This window comes from Paraburkholderia sp. USG1, from assembly GCF_031570135.1.
In the GTDB taxonomy this organism is placed as follows: domain Bacteria; phylum Pseudomonadota; class Gammaproteobacteria; order Burkholderiales; family Burkholderiaceae; genus Paraburkholderia; species Paraburkholderia dioscoreae.
Window position 1 is genome coordinate 79,413 of sequence record NZ_JAMWXW010000025.1, and the last position, 20,853, is coordinate 100,265.

At 63.7% G+C, this 20,853-nt stretch carries 19 protein-coding genes; 7 read left to right on the forward strand and 12 right to left on the reverse strand.

All coding sequences use genetic code 11. From position 1 onward, the window contains the following. Positions 1-94 precede the first annotated feature (94 nt). The 6 genes from NE850_RS28235 to yacG all read left to right on the forward strand — a co-directional run bounded on the left by NE850_RS28235 (position 95) and on the right by yacG (position 5,486). Complete coding sequence (locus NE850_RS28235) at positions 95-1,390, forward strand: GspE/PulE family protein (protein ID WP_007180326.1); 1,296 nt, start codon at positions 95-97, stop codon at positions 1,388-1,390. Further along, positions 1,387-2,616: a type II secretion system F family protein gene (locus NE850_RS28240; RefSeq protein ID WP_310699695.1), complete on the forward strand. Its 1,230-nt coding sequence runs from the start codon at positions 1,387-1,389 to the stop codon at positions 2,614-2,616. Before NE850_RS28235 ends, NE850_RS28240 begins: the two co-directional genes overlap by 4 nt. Before the next feature lie 27 nt (positions 2,617-2,643). Then, positions 2,644-3,600 (forward strand): A24 family peptidase, encoded by a 957-nt coding sequence (locus tag NE850_RS28245; protein WP_007180324.1) that lies wholly within the window; start codon positions 2,644-2,646, stop codon positions 3,598-3,600. 3 nt (positions 3,601-3,603) lie between these two features. Further along, positions 3,604-4,206: a dephospho-CoA kinase gene (gene coaE / locus NE850_RS28250; RefSeq protein ID WP_007180323.1), complete on the forward strand. Its 603-nt coding sequence runs from the start codon at positions 3,604-3,606 to the stop codon at positions 4,204-4,206. A gap of 193 nt (positions 4,207-4,399) precedes the next feature. Further along, positions 4,400-5,155, forward strand: a complete 756-nt coding sequence (gene zapD / locus NE850_RS28255; protein ID WP_007180322.1) for a cell division protein ZapD — start codon at positions 4,400-4,402, stop codon at positions 5,153-5,155. Between the two features lie 133 nt (positions 5,156-5,288). After that, on the forward strand, positions 5,289-5,486 hold the full coding sequence (yacG, locus tag NE850_RS28260; RefSeq protein WP_007180321.1) for a DNA gyrase inhibitor YacG: 198 nt from the start codon (positions 5,289-5,291) through the stop codon (positions 5,484-5,486). 77 nt (positions 5,487-5,563) lie between these two features. On the opposite strand, the gene NE850_RS28265 is transcribed toward yacG, so the two are convergent. The 4 genes from NE850_RS28265 to secA all read right to left on the reverse strand — a co-directional run bounded on the left by NE850_RS28265 (position 5,564) and on the right by secA (position 11,128). Then, the gene (locus tag NE850_RS28265; RefSeq protein ID WP_007180320.1) at positions 5,564-5,992 is read right to left on the reverse strand and encodes an NUDIX domain-containing protein; all 429 of its coding nucleotides are present in this window, start codon (positions 5,990-5,992) and stop codon (positions 5,564-5,566) included. An 8-nt stretch (positions 5,993-6,000) separates the two neighbouring features. Continuing rightward, on the reverse strand, positions 6,001-6,870 hold the full coding sequence (locus NE850_RS28270; protein WP_007180319.1) for an ATP-binding protein: 870 nt from the start codon (positions 6,868-6,870) through the stop codon (positions 6,001-6,003). Between the two features lie 54 nt (positions 6,871-6,924). After that, the gene (gene argJ, locus NE850_RS28275) at positions 6,925-8,166 is read right to left on the reverse strand and encodes a bifunctional glutamate N-acetyltransferase/amino-acid acetyltransferase ArgJ (RefSeq protein ID WP_007180318.1); all 1,242 of its coding nucleotides are present in this window, start codon (positions 8,164-8,166) and stop codon (positions 6,925-6,927) included. A 151-nt stretch (positions 8,167-8,317) separates the two neighbouring features. Further along, the gene (gene secA / locus NE850_RS28280) at positions 8,318-11,128 is read right to left on the reverse strand and encodes a preprotein translocase subunit SecA (RefSeq protein WP_310699696.1); all 2,811 of its coding nucleotides are present in this window, start codon (positions 11,126-11,128) and stop codon (positions 8,318-8,320) included. Between the two features lie 291 nt (positions 11,129-11,419). On the opposite strand from secA, the gene NE850_RS28285 reads away from it, so the two are divergent. Continuing rightward, a complete protein-coding gene (locus tag NE850_RS28285) occupies positions 11,420-11,905 on the forward strand; it encodes a DciA family protein (RefSeq protein ID WP_310699697.1) in 486 nt (161 codons plus the stop codon). Between the two features lie 71 nt (positions 11,906-11,976). Here NE850_RS28285 and lpxC read toward each other — a convergent pair whose 3' ends face one another. The 8 genes from lpxC to murG form a co-directional block, all read right to left on the reverse strand. Next, positions 11,977-12,894: a UDP-3-O-acyl-N-acetylglucosamine deacetylase gene (gene lpxC, locus NE850_RS28290; protein WP_007180314.1), complete on the reverse strand. Its 918-nt coding sequence runs from the start codon at positions 12,892-12,894 to the stop codon at positions 11,977-11,979. A 287-nt stretch (positions 12,895-13,181) separates the two neighbouring features. Then, entirely contained in the window at positions 13,182-13,685 is a 504-nt protein-coding gene (locus NE850_RS28295) for a peroxiredoxin (RefSeq protein WP_007180313.1), read from the reverse strand. Between the two features lie 252 nt (positions 13,686-13,937). Then, complete coding sequence (gene ftsZ, locus NE850_RS28300; protein WP_007180312.1) at positions 13,938-15,134, reverse strand: cell division protein FtsZ; 1,197 nt, start codon at positions 15,132-15,134, stop codon at positions 13,938-13,940. 150 nt (positions 15,135-15,284) lie between these two features. Next, on the reverse strand, positions 15,285-16,517 hold the full coding sequence (ftsA, locus tag NE850_RS28305; RefSeq protein ID WP_007180311.1) for a cell division protein FtsA: 1,233 nt from the start codon (positions 16,515-16,517) through the stop codon (positions 15,285-15,287). 27 nt (positions 16,518-16,544) lie between these two features. After that, positions 16,545-17,297 (reverse strand): cell division protein FtsQ/DivIB, encoded by a 753-nt coding sequence (locus NE850_RS28310; protein ID WP_007180310.1) that lies wholly within the window; start codon positions 17,295-17,297, stop codon positions 16,545-16,547. Positions 17,298-17,321: 24 nt separating this feature from the next. After that, positions 17,322-18,263 (reverse strand): D-alanine--D-alanine ligase, encoded by a 942-nt coding sequence (locus tag NE850_RS28315; protein WP_007180309.1) that lies wholly within the window; start codon positions 18,261-18,263, stop codon positions 17,322-17,324. 5 nt (positions 18,264-18,268) lie between these two features. Further along, positions 18,269-19,672, reverse strand: a complete 1,404-nt coding sequence (gene murC, locus NE850_RS28320) for a UDP-N-acetylmuramate--L-alanine ligase (protein WP_007180308.1) — start codon at positions 19,670-19,672, stop codon at positions 18,269-18,271. Next, positions 19,669-20,787 (reverse strand): undecaprenyldiphospho-muramoylpentapeptide beta-N-acetylglucosaminyltransferase, encoded by a 1,119-nt coding sequence (gene murG, locus NE850_RS28325; protein ID WP_310699698.1) that lies wholly within the window; start codon positions 20,785-20,787, stop codon positions 19,669-19,671. Before murG ends, murC begins: the two co-directional genes overlap by 4 nt. Between the last annotated feature and the right edge of the window lie 66 nt (positions 20,788-20,853).

Sequence of the window (20,853 nt, forward strand, 5' to 3'; positions counted from 1 at the left end):
CGCGCCATTAGCCGAATGGCTGAATGGCGGCGCCCCCCGCCGTACCGGAAGATGAAGCTGTCGTGTACTACAGGCGGCTCATCACCGGTCTCTCATGCAAGCTTCTTTTCAACCCGCGGCGGCATTGCCGCGTCCCACCGCGACCTCGCAGGAGAGCGCGGTCCGGGCGAAGCCGGGCCCATTCGCACGCGAGCCCGGCGCGGCAAGTCTCGCCGATCCCGACGACGGCCCCGCCGTGCGTCTGCTGACCGACACATTGCAGGAAGCGACCCGCCGCAATGCGTCGGATCTTCACATCGAGCCAGTGGAACACGGCTGGCGCGTGCGCTTGAGAATCGACGGCGTGCTGCACGAGATCCCGCCGCCGCCCGCGCATCTGCGCGATGCATTCATTACGCGTGTAAAGGTGCTCGCTCGCATGGATATCGCCGAGCGGCGCGTGCCGCAGGACGGCCGTCTGCGTATTTCCACGTCGCCCGGGCGCGTTGAAGACTATCGCGTCAATTCGCTGCCTACGCTGTTCGGCGAAAAACTCGTGCTGCGCAGACTCGACGCGCTGCCCGCCGATCTTTCACTCGACTCGCTCGGCCTCGATCCGCACCAACGCGAAACAGTCGACGCCGCGATCCGCGCGCCGCACGGCCTCGTGCTCGTCACCGGGCCCACTGGGAGCGGCAAGACGCTGTCGCTGTACTGCTTTCTGAATCTGCTCAACGGCGAAGCGCGTAATCTGTGTTCGGTGGAAGATCCCGCCGAGATCCAGTTGGCCGGCATCAATCAGGTCAGCGTGCGCGAAAAAGCCGGGCTGACCTTCGCCGTGGCGTTGCGCGCCTTTCTGCGCCAGGATCCCGACGTCATCATGGTCGGCGAAATCCGCGACGAAGAAACCGCCGACGTCGCCGTGAAGGCCGCGCAAACCGGCCACCTCGTGCTGTCGACCCTGCATACGAACGACGCGCCCGCCGCGGTCGCGCGCCTGATCGATATCGGTGTCGAACCGTACAACCTTGCGGCTGCGTTGCGCATGGTGACCGCGCAACGGCTGGTGCGGCGTCTCTGCACTGCCTGTCGGGTGCCCGCGCCGCAGTCGGCGGCGGCGCTTCGGGCAGCGGGTTTCAGCGAGCATCAACTCGACGGCTGGCAGCCCTACGCCGCCCGCGGCTGCGCGGCGTGCCACGGCATCGGCTATCGGGGGCGCCTCGGCGTTCACCAGGTGATGCCCGTGTCCGACGCGATGCGCGAGCTGATCGTGGCAAGCGCGGGCACGCACGAACTGGCGCGGCTCGCGCAAACCGAACGGGTGGCCACCTTGCGTGACGCAGCGCTGGCGCGCGTGCGCGACGGCTCCACCAGTCTCGCCGAAGCGCTCGCTGCGACCGAGGTCGCATGAATACAGTCACGACTCATCGGCCTCTGGCCACCGATATGCGTTTCAAATGGCGGGGCGTCGACGCCGACGGCGTGCGAAAAAACGGCGCGCTCATCGCAGCCGACGCGGCCACCGCACGCACGGTGCTCAAACGCGACAACCTGTTTGTCATCGAATTGACGGCGCTTGGTCCGGCACCGCGCCCGCGCGCCCGCGCCGCGGACATCACGCTGTTCACCCGGCAGCTCGCCAGCCTACTGCGCGCCGGCCTGCCGCTCGCGCCCGCGCTGGATCTGCTCGCGCAAGCACAGGCTTCACGCCGCCAGGGCATGCCGAGGATCGTCGGCGCTCTTGCGCGCGACATCACCGGCGGGCTGCGTTTCTCGGCGGCATTGCAGCGGCACCCCGCGCAATTCAATGCGCTGTACTGCCAGCTCGTCGAAGTCGGCGAGGCGGCCGGCGCGCTTGCGGCCGTCCTCGCCCGCATCGCCGAGGACCGCGAACGCGCTGCCGCGCAGCGTGCGAAAGTGCGCGCGGCACTCACCTATCCCGTCGCGATACTCGTGCTGGCCCTGGCGATTACCGCGGCTTTGCTCGTGTGGGTCGTGCCGACGTTCCAACAGATCTTCGATGGCTTCGGTGCCAGACTGCCCGCGCCGACGCAGTTCGTGCTGGCGTTGTCGGCCGGCCTCGCGCGATGGAGCGTACCGGCGTTCGCCCTGATCTTTGCAGCGAGCTCGGCAGCGACATTTCTGCTGCGACGCTCCGAAGCGGCGCGCATCCGCTTTGCACGCGTATCGCTGACAATACCGGTCGCCGGTCCGCTGCTGCGCACGTTGTGCGCGGCGCGCTGGAGCCGTGCGCTCGGCACCTTGCTATCTGCCGGCACGCCGCTCGCCGACGCTTTCGGTTCACTGACTCACGCCACCGGCAACGCCTTCTTCGACCGTGCTACCGTGGAAATCGCCGCGCGGCTTCGGCGCGGCGAACGGCTAGCCGCCGCCATGCGCGAAGCGCGCTGCTTCCCGCCCGAGGTCGTACAGCCGATCGCGGTTGCCGAGGAGTCCGGAGCACTCGACACCATGCTGATCGATGTCGCGTCGCTCGCCGATCGTCAGGTAGACGAAAAGATCGGCACGCTCTCGAGCCTGTGCGAGCCGCTCGTCATCGTCGTGCTGGGCGCGCTGGTCGGCGGCCTCGTGATCGCGATGTATCTTCCCATTATTCAACTCGGCAACGTGGTGTAGGATCGCAGCCGAATCCATCCTTTATCCATGCGGGCAACAACTCTCCTCGTGCCAGACACCTCTCCCAGCCTGCTGTCGGGCTTACTGCCCGGCCGTATCGATCACTTCGCAACCGGTCTCGGTTTCGCGTTCGGCAGCTTGCCTACCGGTCTGCAGATGACGTTCGCCATCCTGTTCGGCCTCGTGATCGGCAGCTTCCTGAACGTGGTCGTGCACCGGCTGCCGATCATGCTCGAACGTGCATGGCAAGCGGAATTCAACGACGCCGCCGGTGAACCGCCGGAACAGGAACCAGACGGCCTGCCGGCGCGCTACAACCTGTGGGTGCCGCGCAGCGCGTGTCCTCACTGCGGCCATGTGTTGAGCGCGCGGGAGAACCTGCCGGTGCTGAGTTATGTGTTGTTGCGCGGGCGCTGTTCCGCATGCAAGGCTCATGTGAGCCTGCGTTATCCGCTTCTCGAAATCGCCAGCGCGGCGCTCGCGGCCGGCTCGCTTGCGCTGTTCGGCCCGACCCTCACGGCGCTCGCTGCTTTCGGACTGTGCGCCGCACTGCTCGCAATGAGCGCGATCGACATCGACACCCACCTGCTACCCGACTCGTTGACGCTGCCGTTGCTGTGGGCGGGCATCATCGTCAACTTCAACGGCATGTTTGCGAATCTGCACGATGCGGTGCTCGGCGCGATCTTCGGCTACCTGGTACTGTGGGTCGTGCATTGGGTGTTTCGCCTCGTACGCGGCGTCGAAGGCATGGGTTACGGCGATTTCAAACTGCTCGCTGCGCTCGGCGCGTGGCTCGGCTGGGCGGCACTGCCGCAGATCGTGCTGATCGCAGCGGTGGCGGGCGCCGTCATCGGCCTGCTGGCGACATGGCGCGGCCGCATGCGTTTCGAAGAGCCGCTGCCTTTCGGGCCGTTTCTCGCGGCAGGCGGCGCACTCACGCTGTTTCTCGGCACACCGCTTTATCTGGCTCTGGGGGGCTGAAGCATGTTTGCTGTGGGATTGACCGGCGGCATAGGCAGCGGCAAATCGACCGTGGCCGACCTGTTTGCCGCGCACGGCGTGCCGCTGGTCGATACCGACCTGATCGCGCACCGGGTTACCGCGCCGCGCGGCATGGCGATGCCGCAGATCGCCGCCGAGTTCGGCGAGGCGTTCGTCGCCGCCGACGGTTCGCTCGACCGCGCCCGCATGCGAACGCTCGTATTCAGCGACGACAGCGCGCTCAAACGACTCGAAGGCATCACGCATCCGTTGATTCGTGCGGAGACCGAACGCGAGCAGCGCGAGGCACAAGGCCCTTACGTGATCGTGGTGGTGCCGCTGCTGGTCGAGTCCGGCACGTGGAAAAACCGCGTGAATCGCGTGCTGACGGTCGACTGCAGCATGGAAACACAGATCTCGCGCGTGATGAGCCGCAACAATTTCAGTCGCGCACAGGTGCTGGCGATCATCGCCCGCCAGGCCACACGCGAAGCGCGTCTCGCCGCAGCCGACGACGTGATCGACAACGACAACGTGTCGCTCGAAGCGCTCAGGGCGCAAGTCGACGCGCAGCATCGCGTGTATCTGTCGCTCGCCGGCGCATGAGGCCGACGCGTCGTTCAGGAAACGCCGGTTGAACTTCGCGGCCATGCGCCTGCCAAAAGCGCGTTGAAAACCGCCCGCAACATGTGAAAAAAGTTGCGAATGCGCGCTGAAAAAGTGCGTGATTGCTAGGGTAGTCTCACGGCATTAGAATGTTCTGCATTCCCGTCACCGACCACGCCCGAGGCGAGCCCGCTTGATCCTTTACGAGTATCCCTTCAACGAGCGAATCCGGACGCTATTGCGCCTCGAAGACCTGTTCGAGCGCTTCACGTTCTTTCTGACCCAGGAAGACGCCAGGGAACATCACGTCGCACTGACCACGCTGTTCGAAATCTCGGAGGTTGCGGGTCGCGCGGATCTGAAGTCGGATCTGATGAAAGAGCTCGAACGCCAGCGGCAAACGCTGGCGCCGTTTCGCGGCAATCCGGGAATCGAGCAGAACGCGCTTGAGGCCGTACTCGGCGAGATCGAGCAAACCCTGTCGGGGCTTTCGCAGATGCAGGGCAAGACCGGCCAGCATCTTGCGGACAACGAGTGGCTCGCCAGCATCCGCAGCCGCGCAATCATTCCGGGCGGCACCTGCAAATTCGATTTGCCGTCCTACTACGCGTGGCAGCAGCTTCATCCCGATCAGCGCCGCCAGGATATTGCCAAGTGGGTGACCCCGCTGCTGCCGTTGCGCGACGCAGCCACCATCGTGCTGCGGCTCGCGCGCGAATCCGGCCAGGCGTCCAAGGTCATGGCCATGCAGGGCAGCTATCAGCAGATGCTGTCCGGCCGTTCGTATCAATTGATGCAGGTAAGGGTGGCACCGGAATTGCGCGTGATCCCCGAGGCCAGCGCCAACAAGTACATGCTGTGGGTGCGCTTCACGGTGCAGGACGGCGATCTGCGTCCGCGTGCGGTGGATGTCGACGTACCTTTCCAGCTCACGCTCTGCAGCCTGTAAGTCGCGCTCGCAGGGCCTGTCACGTTTACCTAACCTTACCTGGTTGGTCCGAACCGAAGGGACATGCCTTTAAAGCGGCGAAAAATGCCCCTATATTCGTTACTTGTCCGTTTGCGATTAACTGCCTGACCGTATGCCTACTGTCGTCAAATGCCCCACTTGCGGAAAGGACGTCCGCTGGACACCTGAAAACCGCTTCCGTCCCTTCTGCTCAAACCGCTGCAAGCAGATCGATCTCGGCGCCTGGGCCACTGAGAAGTACAAGATCGGTGGATCCGACCAGGAAGCGTCGTCGGACGAGACGCCTGACGGGGATTACACCCCGCATTGAGCGCGGCCCGCTGTCCGGGTCACGCGGGCCGGTGCTGCTAATGCAGCGCCCGTTATCGCGCGCCCGTCTCTTTCGTTTCAGTTCTTCTTTTCGGCCGCGAGCCATTCCAGCACGGGAATGGTCGCCGGCAACAGCGGCTCGACATCCGCGGGCAGCGTTTGCCAGACAAAAGCCTGACCTTCGCGGCCGTGCGGCTTGCCGGACCACTGCGTGACCTTGCAGAAAAAAAGCCGAACATAGGCGTGCGGGTAGTCATGTTCGAGCGTATGCCAGAGATGGCTCGCCTTAACCTCGATACCCAGTTCCTCGTGCAGTTCACGGGCGAGCGCGGCCTCGACCGACTCGCCCGCTTCCAGCTTGCCGCCCGGAAACTCCCAGTAACCCTCGTACGGCTTGCCGGCGGGGCGCTGCGCCAACAGATAGCGCCCATCGGGCTGAACCAGCACGCCAACGGCGACTTCCGTCACCTTGCGGCCAGCGGCGTTCTTCTGCGTGCCGTCGCTCATGCCGAGGCTCACGCTGAGGTCTTGCGGCCGGACCAGTCGCGCGCGAACTGCCACGCGACACGTCCCGAACGCGAGCCGCGCTCCAGCGCCCACACCAGTGCATCGCCGCGCGCCGCTTCCACTTCGGCGTCGTCGCAGCCGAAATGCCGCAGCCAGTGGCCGATGATCGACAGGTAGTCGTCCTGTTTGAACGGATAGAAGCTGACCCACAGCCCGAAACGCTCGGACAGCGAGATTTTTTCTTCCACCAGTTCGCCGGGGTGAATCTCGCCGTCCGACGTGTGCTTGTACGTCTCGTTGTCGCTCATATACTCGGGCAACAGATGGCGGCGGTTCGACGTCGCGTAAATCAGCACGTTGTCCGACTGCGCGGCGATCGAGCCGTCGAGCGCGACCTTCAGCGCCTTGTAGCCCGACTCGCCGTCTTCGAACGACAGGTCGTCGCAAAACACCACGAAGCGCTCCGGCCGCTGCGCGATCAAATCGACGATATCGCCGAGGTCGTGCAGATCGTCCTTGTCCACTTCGATCAGACGCAGGCCGTCTTTCGCATACGCGTTCAGGCACGCCTTGATCAGCGACGATTTGCCGGTGCCGCGCGCACCCGTCAGCAGTACATTATTGGCCGGCTGCCTGTGCACGAATTGACGCGTGTTCTGCTCGATCAACCCTTTCTGGCGATCGATATTCTGCAGGTCGTCGAGCGTGATCGCCGAGATGGCCGGCACCGGCTGCAGGTAGCCGCGCCCCTGGCGCTTACGCCAGCGAAACGCGACCGCCGCCGACCAGTCGATCTCCGGCGCGGCGGGCGGAAGCATGGCCTCCAGGCGGACGAGCACGGCTTCGGCTCGGGTCAGAAACTGTTCGAGTTTGTCCATGACTATGAGGTAAGCGGCCAGCAGGCCGCGTTAAAACCCTGATGAGGAACCTGGTTACGAACGATAGTCGGCGTTGATGCTCACGTAGTCGTGCGACAGGTCGCAAGTCCAGATCGTGGCTTGCGCATCGCCGCGGCCGAGCACGACACGAATGCCGATCTCGCTCTTTTTCATGACGCGCTGGCCGTCTTCTTCACGGTAGGCCGGATTGCGGCCGCCGGCAGTCGCAACCAGCACGTCGTCGAGATACAGATCGATCTTGCCGACGTCGAGATCGTCCACGCCGGCATAGCCGATGGCCGCCAGAATGCGGCCGAGATTCGGGTCCGATGCATAGAAGGCCGTCTTCACGAGCGGCGAGTGGCCGATCGCATAGGCGATCTGGCGGCATTCGCCGACGCTCGACCCGCCTTCGACATGCACGGTCATGAATTTGGTCGCGCCTTCGCCGTCGCGCACGATCAACTGTGCGAGGGTCTGGGCGACCTCGGTCACCGCGTCGCGCAGCGCTGCATAAGCGGGCGAGTCGGTGGACGTGATCGCCGGCAGGCTCGATTTGCCCGATGCGATCAGGATGAACGAATCGTTGGTCGACGTATCGCCATCGATCGTAATGCAGTTGAACGAGCGGTCGGCCACGTGCTTGACCAGCGCGTCGAGCACCGGCTGGGCGACGGCGGCGTCGAACGCGAGAAAGCCGAGCATGGTCGCCATGTTCGGCCTGATCATGCCGGCGCCCTTGCTGATGCCGGTCAGCGTGACCGTGTGGCCGTCGATCGTGACCTGGCGCGACGTAGCCTTGGGCAGCGTGTCCGTGGTCATGATCGCCTGCGCGGCGTCGTACCAGTTCGCTTCCTTGCGATTTGCGAGTGCAGCCGGCAGCCCCGCCTTCAGACGATCCACCGGCAGCGGCTCCAGAATCACACCCGTCGAAAACGGCAGCACCTGTTCCGGCGTGATGTCCGCCAGACGCGCGAGTTCGGCGCAGGTTTCGCGCGCCGCCACGAGGCCCGGCTCGCCCGTGCCTGCATTCGCGTTGCCGGTGTTGATCACCAGCGCGCGGATCGGCTTGCCTCCCGCGCGCACGCGTTCCAGATTCTCGCGGCACACGGTGACAGGCGCCGCGCAAAAACGGTTCTGCGTGAACACGCCGCCGACCGTAGCGCCTTCGCCCACGGAAATGACGAGCACGTCCTTGCGGTTCGGCTTGCGGATATTCGCCTCTGCCCAGCCGAGCGAAACGCCGGCGACGGGATGGAGTTGAGCGGGATCGATCGAGGGGAAATTGACAGCCATGGTCGCGACCTGTCGAAGAAAATGCCGGCAGGCGCCGGCATTCAGGGAAACGGAAACTGATGGCCCGGGCGTGCTGCCGGACCACCGCGAAATCAAGATAAGGTACAACGTAAAACGACGCGGCGCGCCTTGCATCGCGCCGCCTTCGGCATTACACGATCTTGCCGTGGCACTGCTTGTACTTCTTGCCGCTGCCGCACGGGCATGGGTCGTTACGGCCGACTTTCGGCACGTTGTCCGCGCTCATGCTCGCTGCGGCCGCCTGCGACGAGCCGTGGCTCATGGCGTCGCCGATCATGGCAGCCGTTGCCGCCTCTGCGGCGACCGGCGCCGCCGCTGCGGCTTCGGCGAATTCGGCGTGGCGGAATTCGACGTTTTCGAGGTGGCCGCCCTGCTCTTCGAGCTGTTCCGCGGCCTGCTCCAACTGCTCCGGCGACTGGATCTGCACGTTCATCACCACGCGGGTGACTTCGAGCTTCACGGCGTCGAGCATCGCGGCGAACAGTTCGAACGCCTCGCGTTTGTATTCCTGCTTCGGGTTCTTCTGAGCATAGCCGCGCAGATGGATGCCCTGGCGCAGATGGTCGAGCGCGGCCAGATGTTCGCGCCAGCTGCGATCCAGCGTTTGCAGCATGATCGAGCGTTCGAACGCGCTGAACGACTCGCGGCCGACCAGTTCGACCTTCGCTTCGTACGCTTCGTCTGCGGCGGCTTCAACTGCTTCGAGAATCTCGTCGGCGCTGATCGAGTTCGACTCGTTGATCATTTCCTGGATCGCGAGGTCGAGCTGCCACTCGTTGCGCAGCACTTCCTCCAGCTCGGGCACGTCCCACTGCTCTTCAATGCTACCGGACGGCACGAACTGGTGGACGATGTCGGCGATCACGCTCTGGCGCATCGCACCGATGGTTTCGGTGATGTCGTTCGCTTCGAGCAATTCATTGCGCTGCTGGTAGATCACCTTGCGCTGATCGTTCGACACGTCGTCGTATTCGAGCAATTGCTTGCGAACGTCGAAGTTGCGCGCTTCCACTTTGCGCTGCGCCGATTCGATGGAGCGCGAGACGATGCCGGCCTCGATCGCTTCGCCTTCCGGCATTTTCAGGCGGTCCATGATCGCGCGCACACGGTCGCCGGCGAAAATGCGCAGCAGCGGATCTTCCAGCGACAGATAGAAGCGCGACGAACCCGGGTCGCCCTGGCGGCCGGCACGGCCACGCAACTGGTTGTCGATCCGGCGCGATTCGTGACGCTCGGTGCCGATGATGTGCAGACCGCCCGCGGCCTTCACCTGATCGTGCAGCGCTTGCCATTCGTCGTGCAGTTTCTGGATACGGCGCCGCTTTTCGTCTTCCGGCAGCGTTTCGTCCAGTTCGAGAAACGACGCCTGCTTTTCCGCATTGCCGCCGAGCACGATGTCCGTACCGCGACCGGCCATGTTGGTGGCGATCGTGATGCGCTTGGGACGGCCGGCTTCGGCGACGATCTCGGCTTCACGCGCGTGCTGCTTGGCGTTCAGCACTTCGTGCGGCAAGCCGGCTTGCTTCAGCAGATGCGACAGCAACTCGGAGTTTTCGATCGACGTAGTACCGACCAGCACCGGCTGACCGCGCTCGTAGCAATCGCGAATGTCGCGGATCACCGCGTCGTAGCGTTCCTTGGCGGTCTTGTAGATCTGATCCTGCTTGTCGATCCGCTTGGGCGGACGGTTGGTCGGGATCACGACCGTTTCGAGCCCGTAGATCTCGTTGAATTCGTAGGCTTCGGTATCCGCCGTGCCGGTCATACCGGACAGCTTCGCGTACATGCGGAAGTAGTTCTGGAACGTGATCGACGCGAGCGTCTGGTTCTCGCTCTGGATCTTGACGTGTTCCTTCGCCTCGACAGCCTGGTGCAAGCCGTCCGACCAACGGCGGCCAGACATCAGGCGGCCGGTAAATTCGTCGACGATCACCACCTCGCCGTTCTGCACGACGTAATGCTGGTCCTTGAAGAACAGCGTGTGCGCGCGCAGCGCGGCGTACACGTGGTGCATCAGCGTGATGTTCTGCGGCGCGTACAGGCTTTCGCCCTCGCCGATCAGGCCCCACTCGGAGAGCAGGCGCTCGGCCTTTTCGTGGCCCGATTCCGTCAGGAACACCTGGCGGCCCTTTTCGTCCAGCGTGTAGTCGCCCGGCTTTTCGACGCCGGTGCCGTCCGCTTTCTCTTCGCCGATCTGGCGCTCCAGCAGCGGCGGCAGCGCGTTCATGCGCACGTAGAGTTCGGTGTGATCTTCGGCCTGGCCGGAGATGATCAGCGGCGTACGGGCTTCGTCGATCAGGATCGAGTCGACCTCGTCGACCACCGCGAAATTCAGGGCTCGCTGCACGCGCGCGTCGGTCTCGTAGACCATGTTGTCGCGCAGGTAGTCGAAGCCGAATTCGTTGTTCGTGCCGTAGGTGATGTCCGCCGCGTAGGCTTCCTGCTTCGCGGCATGATCCATCTGCGACAGATTGATGCCGACCGACAGACCGAGGAAGTTGTACAGGCGCGCCATCCATTCGGCGTCGCGCTGGGCCAGGTAGTCGTTGACCGTGACGACGTGCACGCCGCGGCCCGACAGCGCGTTCAGGTACACCGGCAGCGTGGCGACGAGCGTCTTGCCCTCGCCAGTGCGCATTTCGCCGATCTTGCCGTAGTGCAGAACCATGCCGCCGATCAGCTGCACGTCGAAGTGGCGCATTTTCAGCACCCGCTTGCTGGCCTCGCGGCACACCGCGAAGGCTTCGGGCAGGAGCTTGTCGAGCGACTCGCCGCTCGCGACGCGCTGGCGGAATTCACCCGTTTTGGCGCGCAGTTGATCGTCCGTCAATTGCTCGATCTGCGGTTCGAGCGCATTGATCGCCGCGACGGTCTTTTGATATTGCTTGACTAGCCGCTGGTTGCGGCTGCCAAAAATCTTCTGTAGAAAACCGGTGGTCATCGGATCGGTGTCTGCGTCGCGGCTTCGGCTGGGTCGCGCCGTGCAGTTCGTGCACGTGCGCTCCGGGGGTCAGAAGGGCCTCGGCGGCTTAGTCCAAGAGTGAATTCGAATCGCGCATTTTAGCACGCGCCCCCGCCCACGCCTGTGTCAGCAATGAGACGGCGGCAGGGCATCCGAAGCCCGCGGCAGCGCGCCCGGAGAGTGCGCATGAGGCGGGTCCGCGTGCATCCCGCGCGGTACAATCGCGGCGTGAACGCGCATAGGGTGCGAACACGCCGCTACCTACCGAAAATGAACCGTTTTCCTTCCTTTTCAAGGCCGCCGCCCAAGCAGTTCAAGGCGCGCCGCCCGCAGCCGGTCGCCGAAGTGCTCAACCGCACGGATGCGTTCGCGGCCCTGCGCGCGGGCGTCGAGCAGATTGCGGCGCTGGAGAAGGACCTGCGTGCGCTGCTGCCCGACTACCTGGCAACGAGCGTCGAGCCCAGCTTTATCAAGGAAGGCGTGCTCGCCCTGTTTGCCGGCCATAACGCGCTGGCGGCACGGCTTCGGCATCTGGAGCCACGGCTGCTGTCAGATCTGCAGCAGCGCGGCTGGCCCGTCAATGCACTGCGGATTCGGGTGCGGCCGCAACCCGTCAAGGAACCGCCGCCGGTCAAGCAGGCCCGCATGACGCCGGCCGGCGCCGACGCGCTCCACGCGCTGAGCGAATCACTGGCGCCGTCGCCATTACAGGAAGCCCTGGCGAAAATGGCGGCCCGGCATCGGAGAAATCGCTAGGCAGAAAAAAAGCGGCCCGACTGGGCCGCTTGCTTTTCATGCGCTTGTTTCGGAAATTTCGCCAGAAGGCGTCAGGCGAAAGCCGTCTGGGTTTCGTAGGCAAAGCCCCGCGGTGCTTTCTGCGTGTCGTCGAAGGTGACGATTTCGTACGAATCTTCGTGCGCCAACAGTTCGCGCAGCAACGCGTTGTTCAGGCCGTGACCCGACTTGTACGCGGTGTACGACGCCAGCAACGGATGGCCGACCACATACAGATCGCCGATCGCGTCGAGCATCTTGTGCTTCACGAACTCGTCGTCGTAGCGCAGGCCGTCGTTGTTCAGAATGCGGTACTCGTCGAGCACGATCGCGTTGTCCATGCTGCCGCCGCGTGCGAGACCCAGTTCGCGCATCATTTCCACTTCATGCGCAAAACCGAAGGTACGGGCACGCGCGATTTCGCGCACGTACGATGTATTGGCAAAATCCACTTCCAGCGCCTGGCCGGTTTTATCCACAGCCGGGTGACGGAAATCGATCGTGAATTTGAGCTTGAAACCGAAATACGGATCGAGACGCGCGAACTTATCGCCGTCGCGGATTTCCACCGGCTTGGTGACCTTGATGAATTTCTTCGCCGCGTTCTGCTCTTCAATACCTGCCGATTGAATCAGAAACACGAACGAACCGGCACTGCCGTCCATGATGGGAATTTCTTCGGCGGTGACGTCGACATACAGGTTGTCGATGCCAAGACCGGCGCAGGCGGACATCAGATGCTCGATGGTCGAAACGCGCGCGCCGTCTTTCTGCAAGACAGAAGCCAGACGCGTATCGCCAATCGCCATCGCCGACGCGGGAATGTCTACCGGCGTGGCCAGATCCACGCGCGAAAACACAATGCCCGTATCCGGCCCGGCCGGACGAAGCGTCAGTTCGACTTTACGGCCCGAGTGCAGGCCAATGCCGACTGTCTTGACGATTTGTTTGATAGTGCGCTGCTTCAACATGGTGATCTTCTATTCGATTGAAAATCCCAATCGGGACTTTTTATTCCATAGCGCGAAGTATACTCCAATACCCTAAAGAGCGTCTTTGCGCGGAACGTATCAATCTGTTTCGCTGCATTACCCTTGGGCGCCCATCAGGGGAAGCGTGACGGGCCGATGTCCCGGAACGGAGGCGTTTCCGGTCATCGGCCCGCGTAACGGCCTGTCACAAAAGCGTCTTATCGACCGTTGCCCTGGCACAACGCGCAAAGCGTATGCCCAAGGTGAAGGCCGCGACGCCAACGTGCTTAGCTCAACGTGGCGAGAATACTCCCTGCATCGCTGACTTCGAATTTGCCGGCAGCCTCGACGTTCAACGTCTTGACCACGCCGTCGTCGACCACCATCGCGTAGCGCTGGGAACGGATTCCCATGCCGCGCGCCGACAAATCCTGCTCGAGACCGAGCGCCCGCGTGAAAGCCGCACTACCGTCCGCCATCATGCGCACCTTGCCCGAGGCGTGCTGATCGCGTCCCCACGCGCCCATTACGAACGCGTCGTTGACGGACACGCACCAGATTTCGTCGATGCCGAGAGCGCGCAACTGCTCGGCATGCTCGACATAACCCGGTACATGTTTGGCTGAACAGGTCGGCGTGAACGCGCCCGGCAATCCGAAGATCACCACGCGCTTGCCCGCCGTCTGCTCGCGCACGTCGAAGCTGTTAGGCCCGATCGTGCAGCCCGGCCGCTCGTCTTCGATCAACTCGAAGAGCGTTGCGTCGGGCAGCTTGTCACCTGCCTGAATCATGCTCAGTCCTTTGCATCGATGCGAAGCACGCTCGCACGTCGTCGTGTCGCAGTGAAAAATCCGGCGTGAACCCCACTACACGCTCCGCCGTCCGGCGACAGTCGCCCACTCCGCTTCGCGAATCCGAAGAGGGCAGTCGTCCTTGTCGCGAATCCTTAAAGATACGCGACTTGTTCGCCGTTCACCCGCCACGCTCGTGCATTCGTCCGCCAGCGCCTGAATCGGCGCGGCAACGAAAGCCTGCCCGTGCGCTCAGTCCGCCTGCTTGCGCAGGAATGCCGGAATGTCGTACGTATCGACGCCCTTTTCCTGCAGCGCCTGTACGTGCGAAGCGGCCGTATCGCGCGACGTGCGCCACACTGCCGGCGTATCCAGCGCACCGTAGTCGGCGGTGCTGGCGTGCGACGTTTGCGGTGCATAAGTAGCGTGTGCGTTGATCGGCTGGTTGTCGGTGCCGGTGCGCAGCAGCGTCATCGGTGCCGATTGCTGCTTCTTCGCCGCACGGCCCAGACCCGTTGCCACGACCGTCACGCGCAGCGCGTCGCCCATTGCATCGTCGTACACCGCGCCGAAAATCACGGTGGCATCTTCCGCAGCATAGCTCTTGATGGTGTTCATCACTTCGCGCGTTTCCGACAGACGCAGCGAACGGCTCGACGTGATGTTGACCAGCACGCCACGCGCACCCGACAGGTCCACACCTTCCAGCAGCGGGCTGGCGACAGCCTGCTCGGCGGCCAGACGCGCGCGATCGACACCGGCAACCGTCGCCGTGCCCATCATCGCCTTGCCCTGCTCGCCCATCACCGTCTTCACGTCTTCGAAGTCGACGTTCACCAGACCGTCGACGTTGATGATTTCCGCGATGCCGGCAACTGCGTTGTTCAGAACGTCGTCTGCGCACTGGAAGCACTTGTCCATCTCGGCGTCATCGCCCATCACCTCGAACAGCTTGTCGTTCAGGACGACGATCAGCGAGTCGACGTGATCCTCCAGTTGCTGCGAACCGGCTTCCGCGACGCGCATGCGCTTGCCGCCTTCGAATTCGAACGGCTTGCTGACGACGCCAACGGTCAGAATCCCCATTTCCTTGGCGATCTGCGCGACCACGGGTGCTGCGCCCGTGCCCGTGCCGCCGCCCATGCCGGCCGTGATGAAGACCATGTGCGCGCCGCGCAGTGCGTCGGCGATGCGCTCACGGGCTTCTTCCGCCGCGGCGCGGCCCATTTCCGGCTTCGCGCCGGCGCCCAGACCCGTGTTGCCGAGCTGGATCACCGCGGAGGCGCGCGAACGCGACAGCGCCTGCGCGTCCGTGTTCATCACGATGAAGTCGACGCCTTGCACGCCTTTGTTGATCATGTGCTGAACGGCATTGCCGCCAGCGCCACCTACTCCGATCACCTTGATGATGGTGCCGTTCGTTTCGGTTTCCAGCATTTGGAAATCCATGATGCCTCCGTCAAGATAAAAAATTACAGCCACTCGGCCGTTATTCGGCGGGAGATCGGGCAACCTCCTGTCGCGCGCCGGCCGCCGGCACCAGCGCGTATTCCTACAACCCGTTCGAAACCTGTTCTGTGCAGCGATACAGCGAATGCGTTAGAAGTTGCCGAGGAACCAGTCCTTCATGCGGGTGAAGACCTGTCCCATGGAGCCCGACTGCACGGCGACCTTGCGGCCGCGCATGCGTTGCGAGCGTCCTTCGACGAGCAGGCCCATCGCCGTCGAGTAGCGCGGATTGCGCACTACATCGGCGAGACCGCCCGCGTATTCCGGCACGCCGATTCGCACCGGCTTCAGGAAAATGTCCTCACCCAGTTCGACCATGCCGAGCATCATCGACGCGCCGCCGGTCAGCACCACGCCGGAGCTGAGCAGTTCCTCGTAACCCGACTCGCGCACCACCTGCTGCACGAGCGAAAACAGTTCTTCGACGCGCGGCTCGACCACCGCCGCCAGCGCCTGGCGCGACAGCGTGCGTGGACCGCGTTCGCCGAGACCCGGCACTTCGATCATTTCGTCCGGATCGGCGAGCGCCTGCTTGGCGATGCCGTAATCCACCTTGATGTCTTCCGCGTCCGGCGTCGGCGTGCGCAGTGCCATCGCGATGTCGCTGGTGATCTGATCGCCGGCGATCGGAATCACCGCCGTATGACGAATCGCGCCTTCGCTGAAAATCGCGATGTCCGTCGTGCCACCGCCGATATCGACCAGCACCACGCCGAGTTCTTTTTCGTCTTCCGTCAGCACCGCGAGCGACGACGCAAGCGGTTGCAGAATCAGATCGTTCACTTCGAGCCCGCAGCGGCGCACGCACTTCACGATGTTCTGCGCCGCGCTCACCGCGCCGGTGACGATATGCACCTTCACTTCGAGGCGAATGCCGCTCATGCCGATCGGCTCGCGCACATCCTCCTGCCCGTCGATGATGAATTCCTGCGTCAGGATATGCAGCACCTGCTGATCGGTCGGGATGTTGATCGCCTTCGCCGTTTCGATCACGCGCGCCACGTCCGTCTGCGTGACTTCCTTCTCCTTGATCGCCACCATGCCGCTGGAATTGAAGCTGCGGATATGGCTGCCGGCAATCCCGGTAAATACGTTCGTGATCTTGCAGTCGGCCATCAGCTCGGCTTCTTCGAGCGCGCGCTGAATGGACTGCACAGTGGCTTCGATGTTCACCACCACGCCTTTCTTGAGCCCCTTCGATTCGCTCTGGCCGAGGCCGATCACCTCGTAGTGACCTTCGCCCTTCAACTCGGCGACGATGGCCACGACCTTCGACGTCCCGATGTCGAGGGCGACCAGCAGATCTTTATAGTCTTTACTCATAGCGTGCTCATTGCGTGTGATGTCCGTTTACTTCTTGCCCTTGTCGGGTTCGGTGATAAAGCGCATCCCTGCCGCGCGAATCGCGAAACCGTTCGGATAGCGCAAGTCCGCATACTCGATATCCTTTCCCCAACGTTGCGTCACCGCGCTCCACGCCGCGCTCAGGCGGCGGCTCCGATCGAGCAGCGTGTCCTGATTGCGCTCGCGCCCAAGTTCCACCTGCGTGCCGTTCGAGAGCTTCACCGTCCACGCGTAGCGCGGCGACAGCGTCACTTCTTCAGGCGTCGCGCCCAACGGCGCAAACCATTTCTGGAAGTCGTGATAACGCGCGACCACCTCTTTTGCCGTGCCGTCCGGACCGTCGAACGCGGGCAGATCCTCCTCGAGCTCGCCCTGATTCGCGGTAAACAACTCGCCGTCGACGCTCACCAACTGATCGCTGCCCCACGTCCCCAGCGGTTTGTACTCTTCGAGCGTGACAGCCAGCGCGTTCGGCCAGACACGCCGCACGCTCGCATGACGCACCCACGGCATCTGCTCGAACGCCTGACGCGCCAGGTCGAGATCCACCGTAAAAAAGTTGCCCTTCAACCGGCCTACTACACCCGCGCGCACCGTCGGCGAATTGATGTGCTCGGTGTCGCCGTCGATCTGGATTTCGCGCAGCGCGAAATTCGGGCGCTGGATCAGCCAGTAACCGCCTGCCGCCAGCAGCACGAGCACCAGCAACACATGCAATGCGTTGGCGGCGAAATTGAGCTGGCGAACGTTGTTCCACATGGTGTTGCTTTCGGGTCGCCCCGGTTAGTCCTTAAGCGTCAGCGCCAGCACGGCGACAACGAGTTCCTGATAGCTGATGCCCACCGCGCGCGCCGCTTTCGGCGGCAGCGAGTGATCGGTCATGCCAGGCGCTGTGTTCACTTCGAGGAAATACGGGTTGCCATCGGCGTCGAGCATGAAATCCGCGCGACCCCAGTCGGTGCAACCGAGCACGTCGAAGGCACGGCGCGCCAGCACTTTCAGACGCGCTTCCTCGTCCGCCGCCAGACCGCACGGGATCAGATACTGGGTATCGTTCGCAATGTACTTCGCGTGATAGTCGTAAAACTCGCCGGCCGGCACGATGCGGATCACCGGCAGATCGAGATTGCCGGCGATGCATGCGGTGTATTCGCCGCCGCCTTCAATGCTCTTTTCGACCACCACGATCCTGTCGAACTTGACCGCCTCGATCAGCGCGGCGGGCAGTGCGTCGGCGCTCTTCACCTTGATCACCGCGACGCTCGACCCTTCGCTCGCCGGCTTCACGAAGAGCGGCAAACCGAGCTTCGCGACGATGTCTTTGGCGCGCGCTTCGTAGTCGTCGCCACGCAGCACCGTTTCGAACGGCGGCGTCGGAACGCCGAGTTGCTGCCACACGAGCTTGGTGCGGAACTTGTCCAGACCGAGCGCCGAGCCGAGCACGCCGCTGCCCGTGTAGCGGATGCCGTAAAAGTCGAGCGCGCCCTGGATCTGGCCGTTCTCGCCATAGCCGCCATGCAGCGCATTGAACGCGCGCACGAAACCCTCTTCCTTCAATGCGGCGAGCGGACGCTCGGCCGGATCGAACGGATGCGCGTCGATGCCGGCGTCGCGCAGACCTTGCAGCACGAGACGCCCGGAATTGAGCGACACCTCGCGCTCGGCGGAGTTGCCGCCGAGCAGCACTGCCACCTTGCCGAATTGTTTGGGGTCGATACTGCTCATCTCACTCACACCTTTGTTTCCTGCGCGAGGCGAGCCGGCACACCGCCGATCGAACCTGCGCCCATCGTGATCACCACATCGCCGTCGCGCACTATCGCCGAGAGCGCGTCCGGCACTTCATCCACCGTATCGACAAACACCGGTTCGACCTTGCCCGCCACCCGCAGCGCACGCGCGAGAGCACGGCCGTCCGCGGCGACGATCGGCGACTCGCCAGCTGAATAGACTTCGGTCAGCACAAGCGCGTCGACGGTCGACAGCACTTTCACAAAATCTTCGAAGCAGTCACGCGTACGTGTGAAGCGGTGCGGCTGGAAGGCCAGCACCAGACGCCGGCCCGGAAATGCGCCGCGCGCCGCCGCCACCGTGGCCGCCATTTCGACCGGGTGATGACCGTAGTCGTCGACCAGTGTGTACGCGCCGTTCGTCTTGCCTTCGCTAGACACCGGCACCTCGCCGTAACGCTGGAAGCGTCGGCCCACGCCGTTGAAATCCGCCAGCGCTCGCTGGATATCGGCATCTTTCACTTCAAGTTCAGTCGCAATGGCAATGGCTGCCAAAGCGTTCTGCACGTTGTGCTCGCCGGGCAGGTTCAGCACGATGTCGAGCGGCGCCGCGTCTTCGCGCATCGCCGTGAAATGCATCTTGCCGTCACGCGCCTGTACGTTCACCGCGCGCACTTGCGCATCCGGCGCGAAGCCGTAGCGGATGATCGGCTTCGACACGAACGGCAGGATCTCCTTCACGTTCGGATCGTCGACGCACAGCACCGCGATACCGTAGAACGGCAGACGGTGCGTAAATTCGATGAACGCCTGCTTGAGCCGCGCGAAGTCGTGGCCGTAGGTGTCCATGTGATCGGCGTCGATGTTCGTGATGACTTCGATCACCGGGAACAGATTCAGGAACGACGCATCCGACTCGTCGGCTTCCGCGACGATGAAGTCGCCCGTACCGAGCCGCGCATTCGCGCCCGCGCTGATCAGCCGGCCGCCGATCACGAAGGTCGGGTCGAGTCCACCGGCCGCGAGCACGCTCGCCACCAGCGAGGTAGTCGTGGTCTTGCCATGCGTGCCGGCAATCGCGATGCCCTGCTTCAGGCGCATCAGTTCCGCGAGCATCACCGCGCGCGGCACGATCGGAATGCGGCGATGACGCGCGGCCAGCACTTCCGGATTGTCGCTACGCACGGCGGTAGAGACGACCACCGCGTTCGCGCCTTCGATGTTCCCCGCCGCGTGACCGATCGCGATCCGCGCGCCGAGTGCGGCGAGGCGATCGGTAATCGCGTTGCTCGTCAGATCCGAGCCGCTCACCTGATAGCCGAGGTTGACCAGCACCTCTGCGATGCCGCTCATGCCGACCCCGCCGATGCCGACAAAGTGAATGTGTTTGACGATGTGTTTCATTGCTTTCCTTCTGGGCTCGCGCCCGAAATCGAACCCGCCACGGTCGCGCAAATCTGCGCGACCTGCTCCGTGGCGTCGGGTTTCGCGAGCGAGCGCGAACGCTCCGCCATCTCCGCGAGGGTTGCTCGCGTCTGGCTGCGCAACCAGTCGGCGAGGGTTTCCGCCGACAGGTCGCGTTGCTGCACGACCAGCGCCGCGCCGTTGTCGGCGAGGAACGCTGCATTAGTGGTTTGATGATCGTCTACTGCATACGGGAACGGCACGAAAAGCGCCGCCACGCCTACTGCCGAAATCTCGGAAACCGTCATCGCGCCGGACCGGCAGATCACCAGGTCCGCGTTCGCGTAGGCGCTCGTCATGTCGTCGATGAACGGCACGAGTTCGACGTCAGCGCCTGCTAGCAAACCGGCTGCCGCGTAGTTCTCGCGCAGCGCTTCAATGTGCTTCGCGCCCGCCTGATGCACGATGCGCGGCCGTTCGTTCGGCGCCAGCAAAGCCACCGCGCGCGGCACGACTTCATTCAATGCCGCCGCGCCCAGACTGCCGCCCACCACCAGCACGTTCAACGGACCGCTGCGCTGCGCGTAGCGTGCTTTGGGTGCAATTGCGCCCGCAAGTTCCGCACGAATCGGATTTCCCGTCCATTCGCCGTGCGGCAGTGCATTCGGGAACGCAACCAGCACGCGTTTAGCGACTTTCGCGAGCACCTTGTTCGCGAGACCGGCAATCGAATTCTGTTCATGCAGCACCAGCGGACGGCCGCTCAACGCGGTCATCAAACCGGCCGGAAACGTAATGTAGCCGCCCATGCCGAGCACCACATCAGGCTTCACGCGGCGCAGCACGCTGAGGCTTTGCGTGCATGCGCGCAGCAGATTCAGCGGCAGCATCAGCTTGGTCTTCAGGCCTTTGCCGCGCAGGCCGCCAAAGCGCACGTATTCCATCGGGATGCCGTGCTTCGGCACCAGCGTCGCTTCCATGCCCGCGGGATTGCCGAGCCATACGACCTTCCAGCCCCACGCCTGCATTAGATGAGCGACCGCGAGCCCCGGGAACACGTGTCCCCCGGTGCCACCGGCCATCACCATCAGCGTGCGTTGCGGCACAGCGGTCATACTTTTCCTCCGCGCATCAGCATGGACGAAAACCCGTTTTGGCTTCGGCCGCTGCGCTTAACTTCG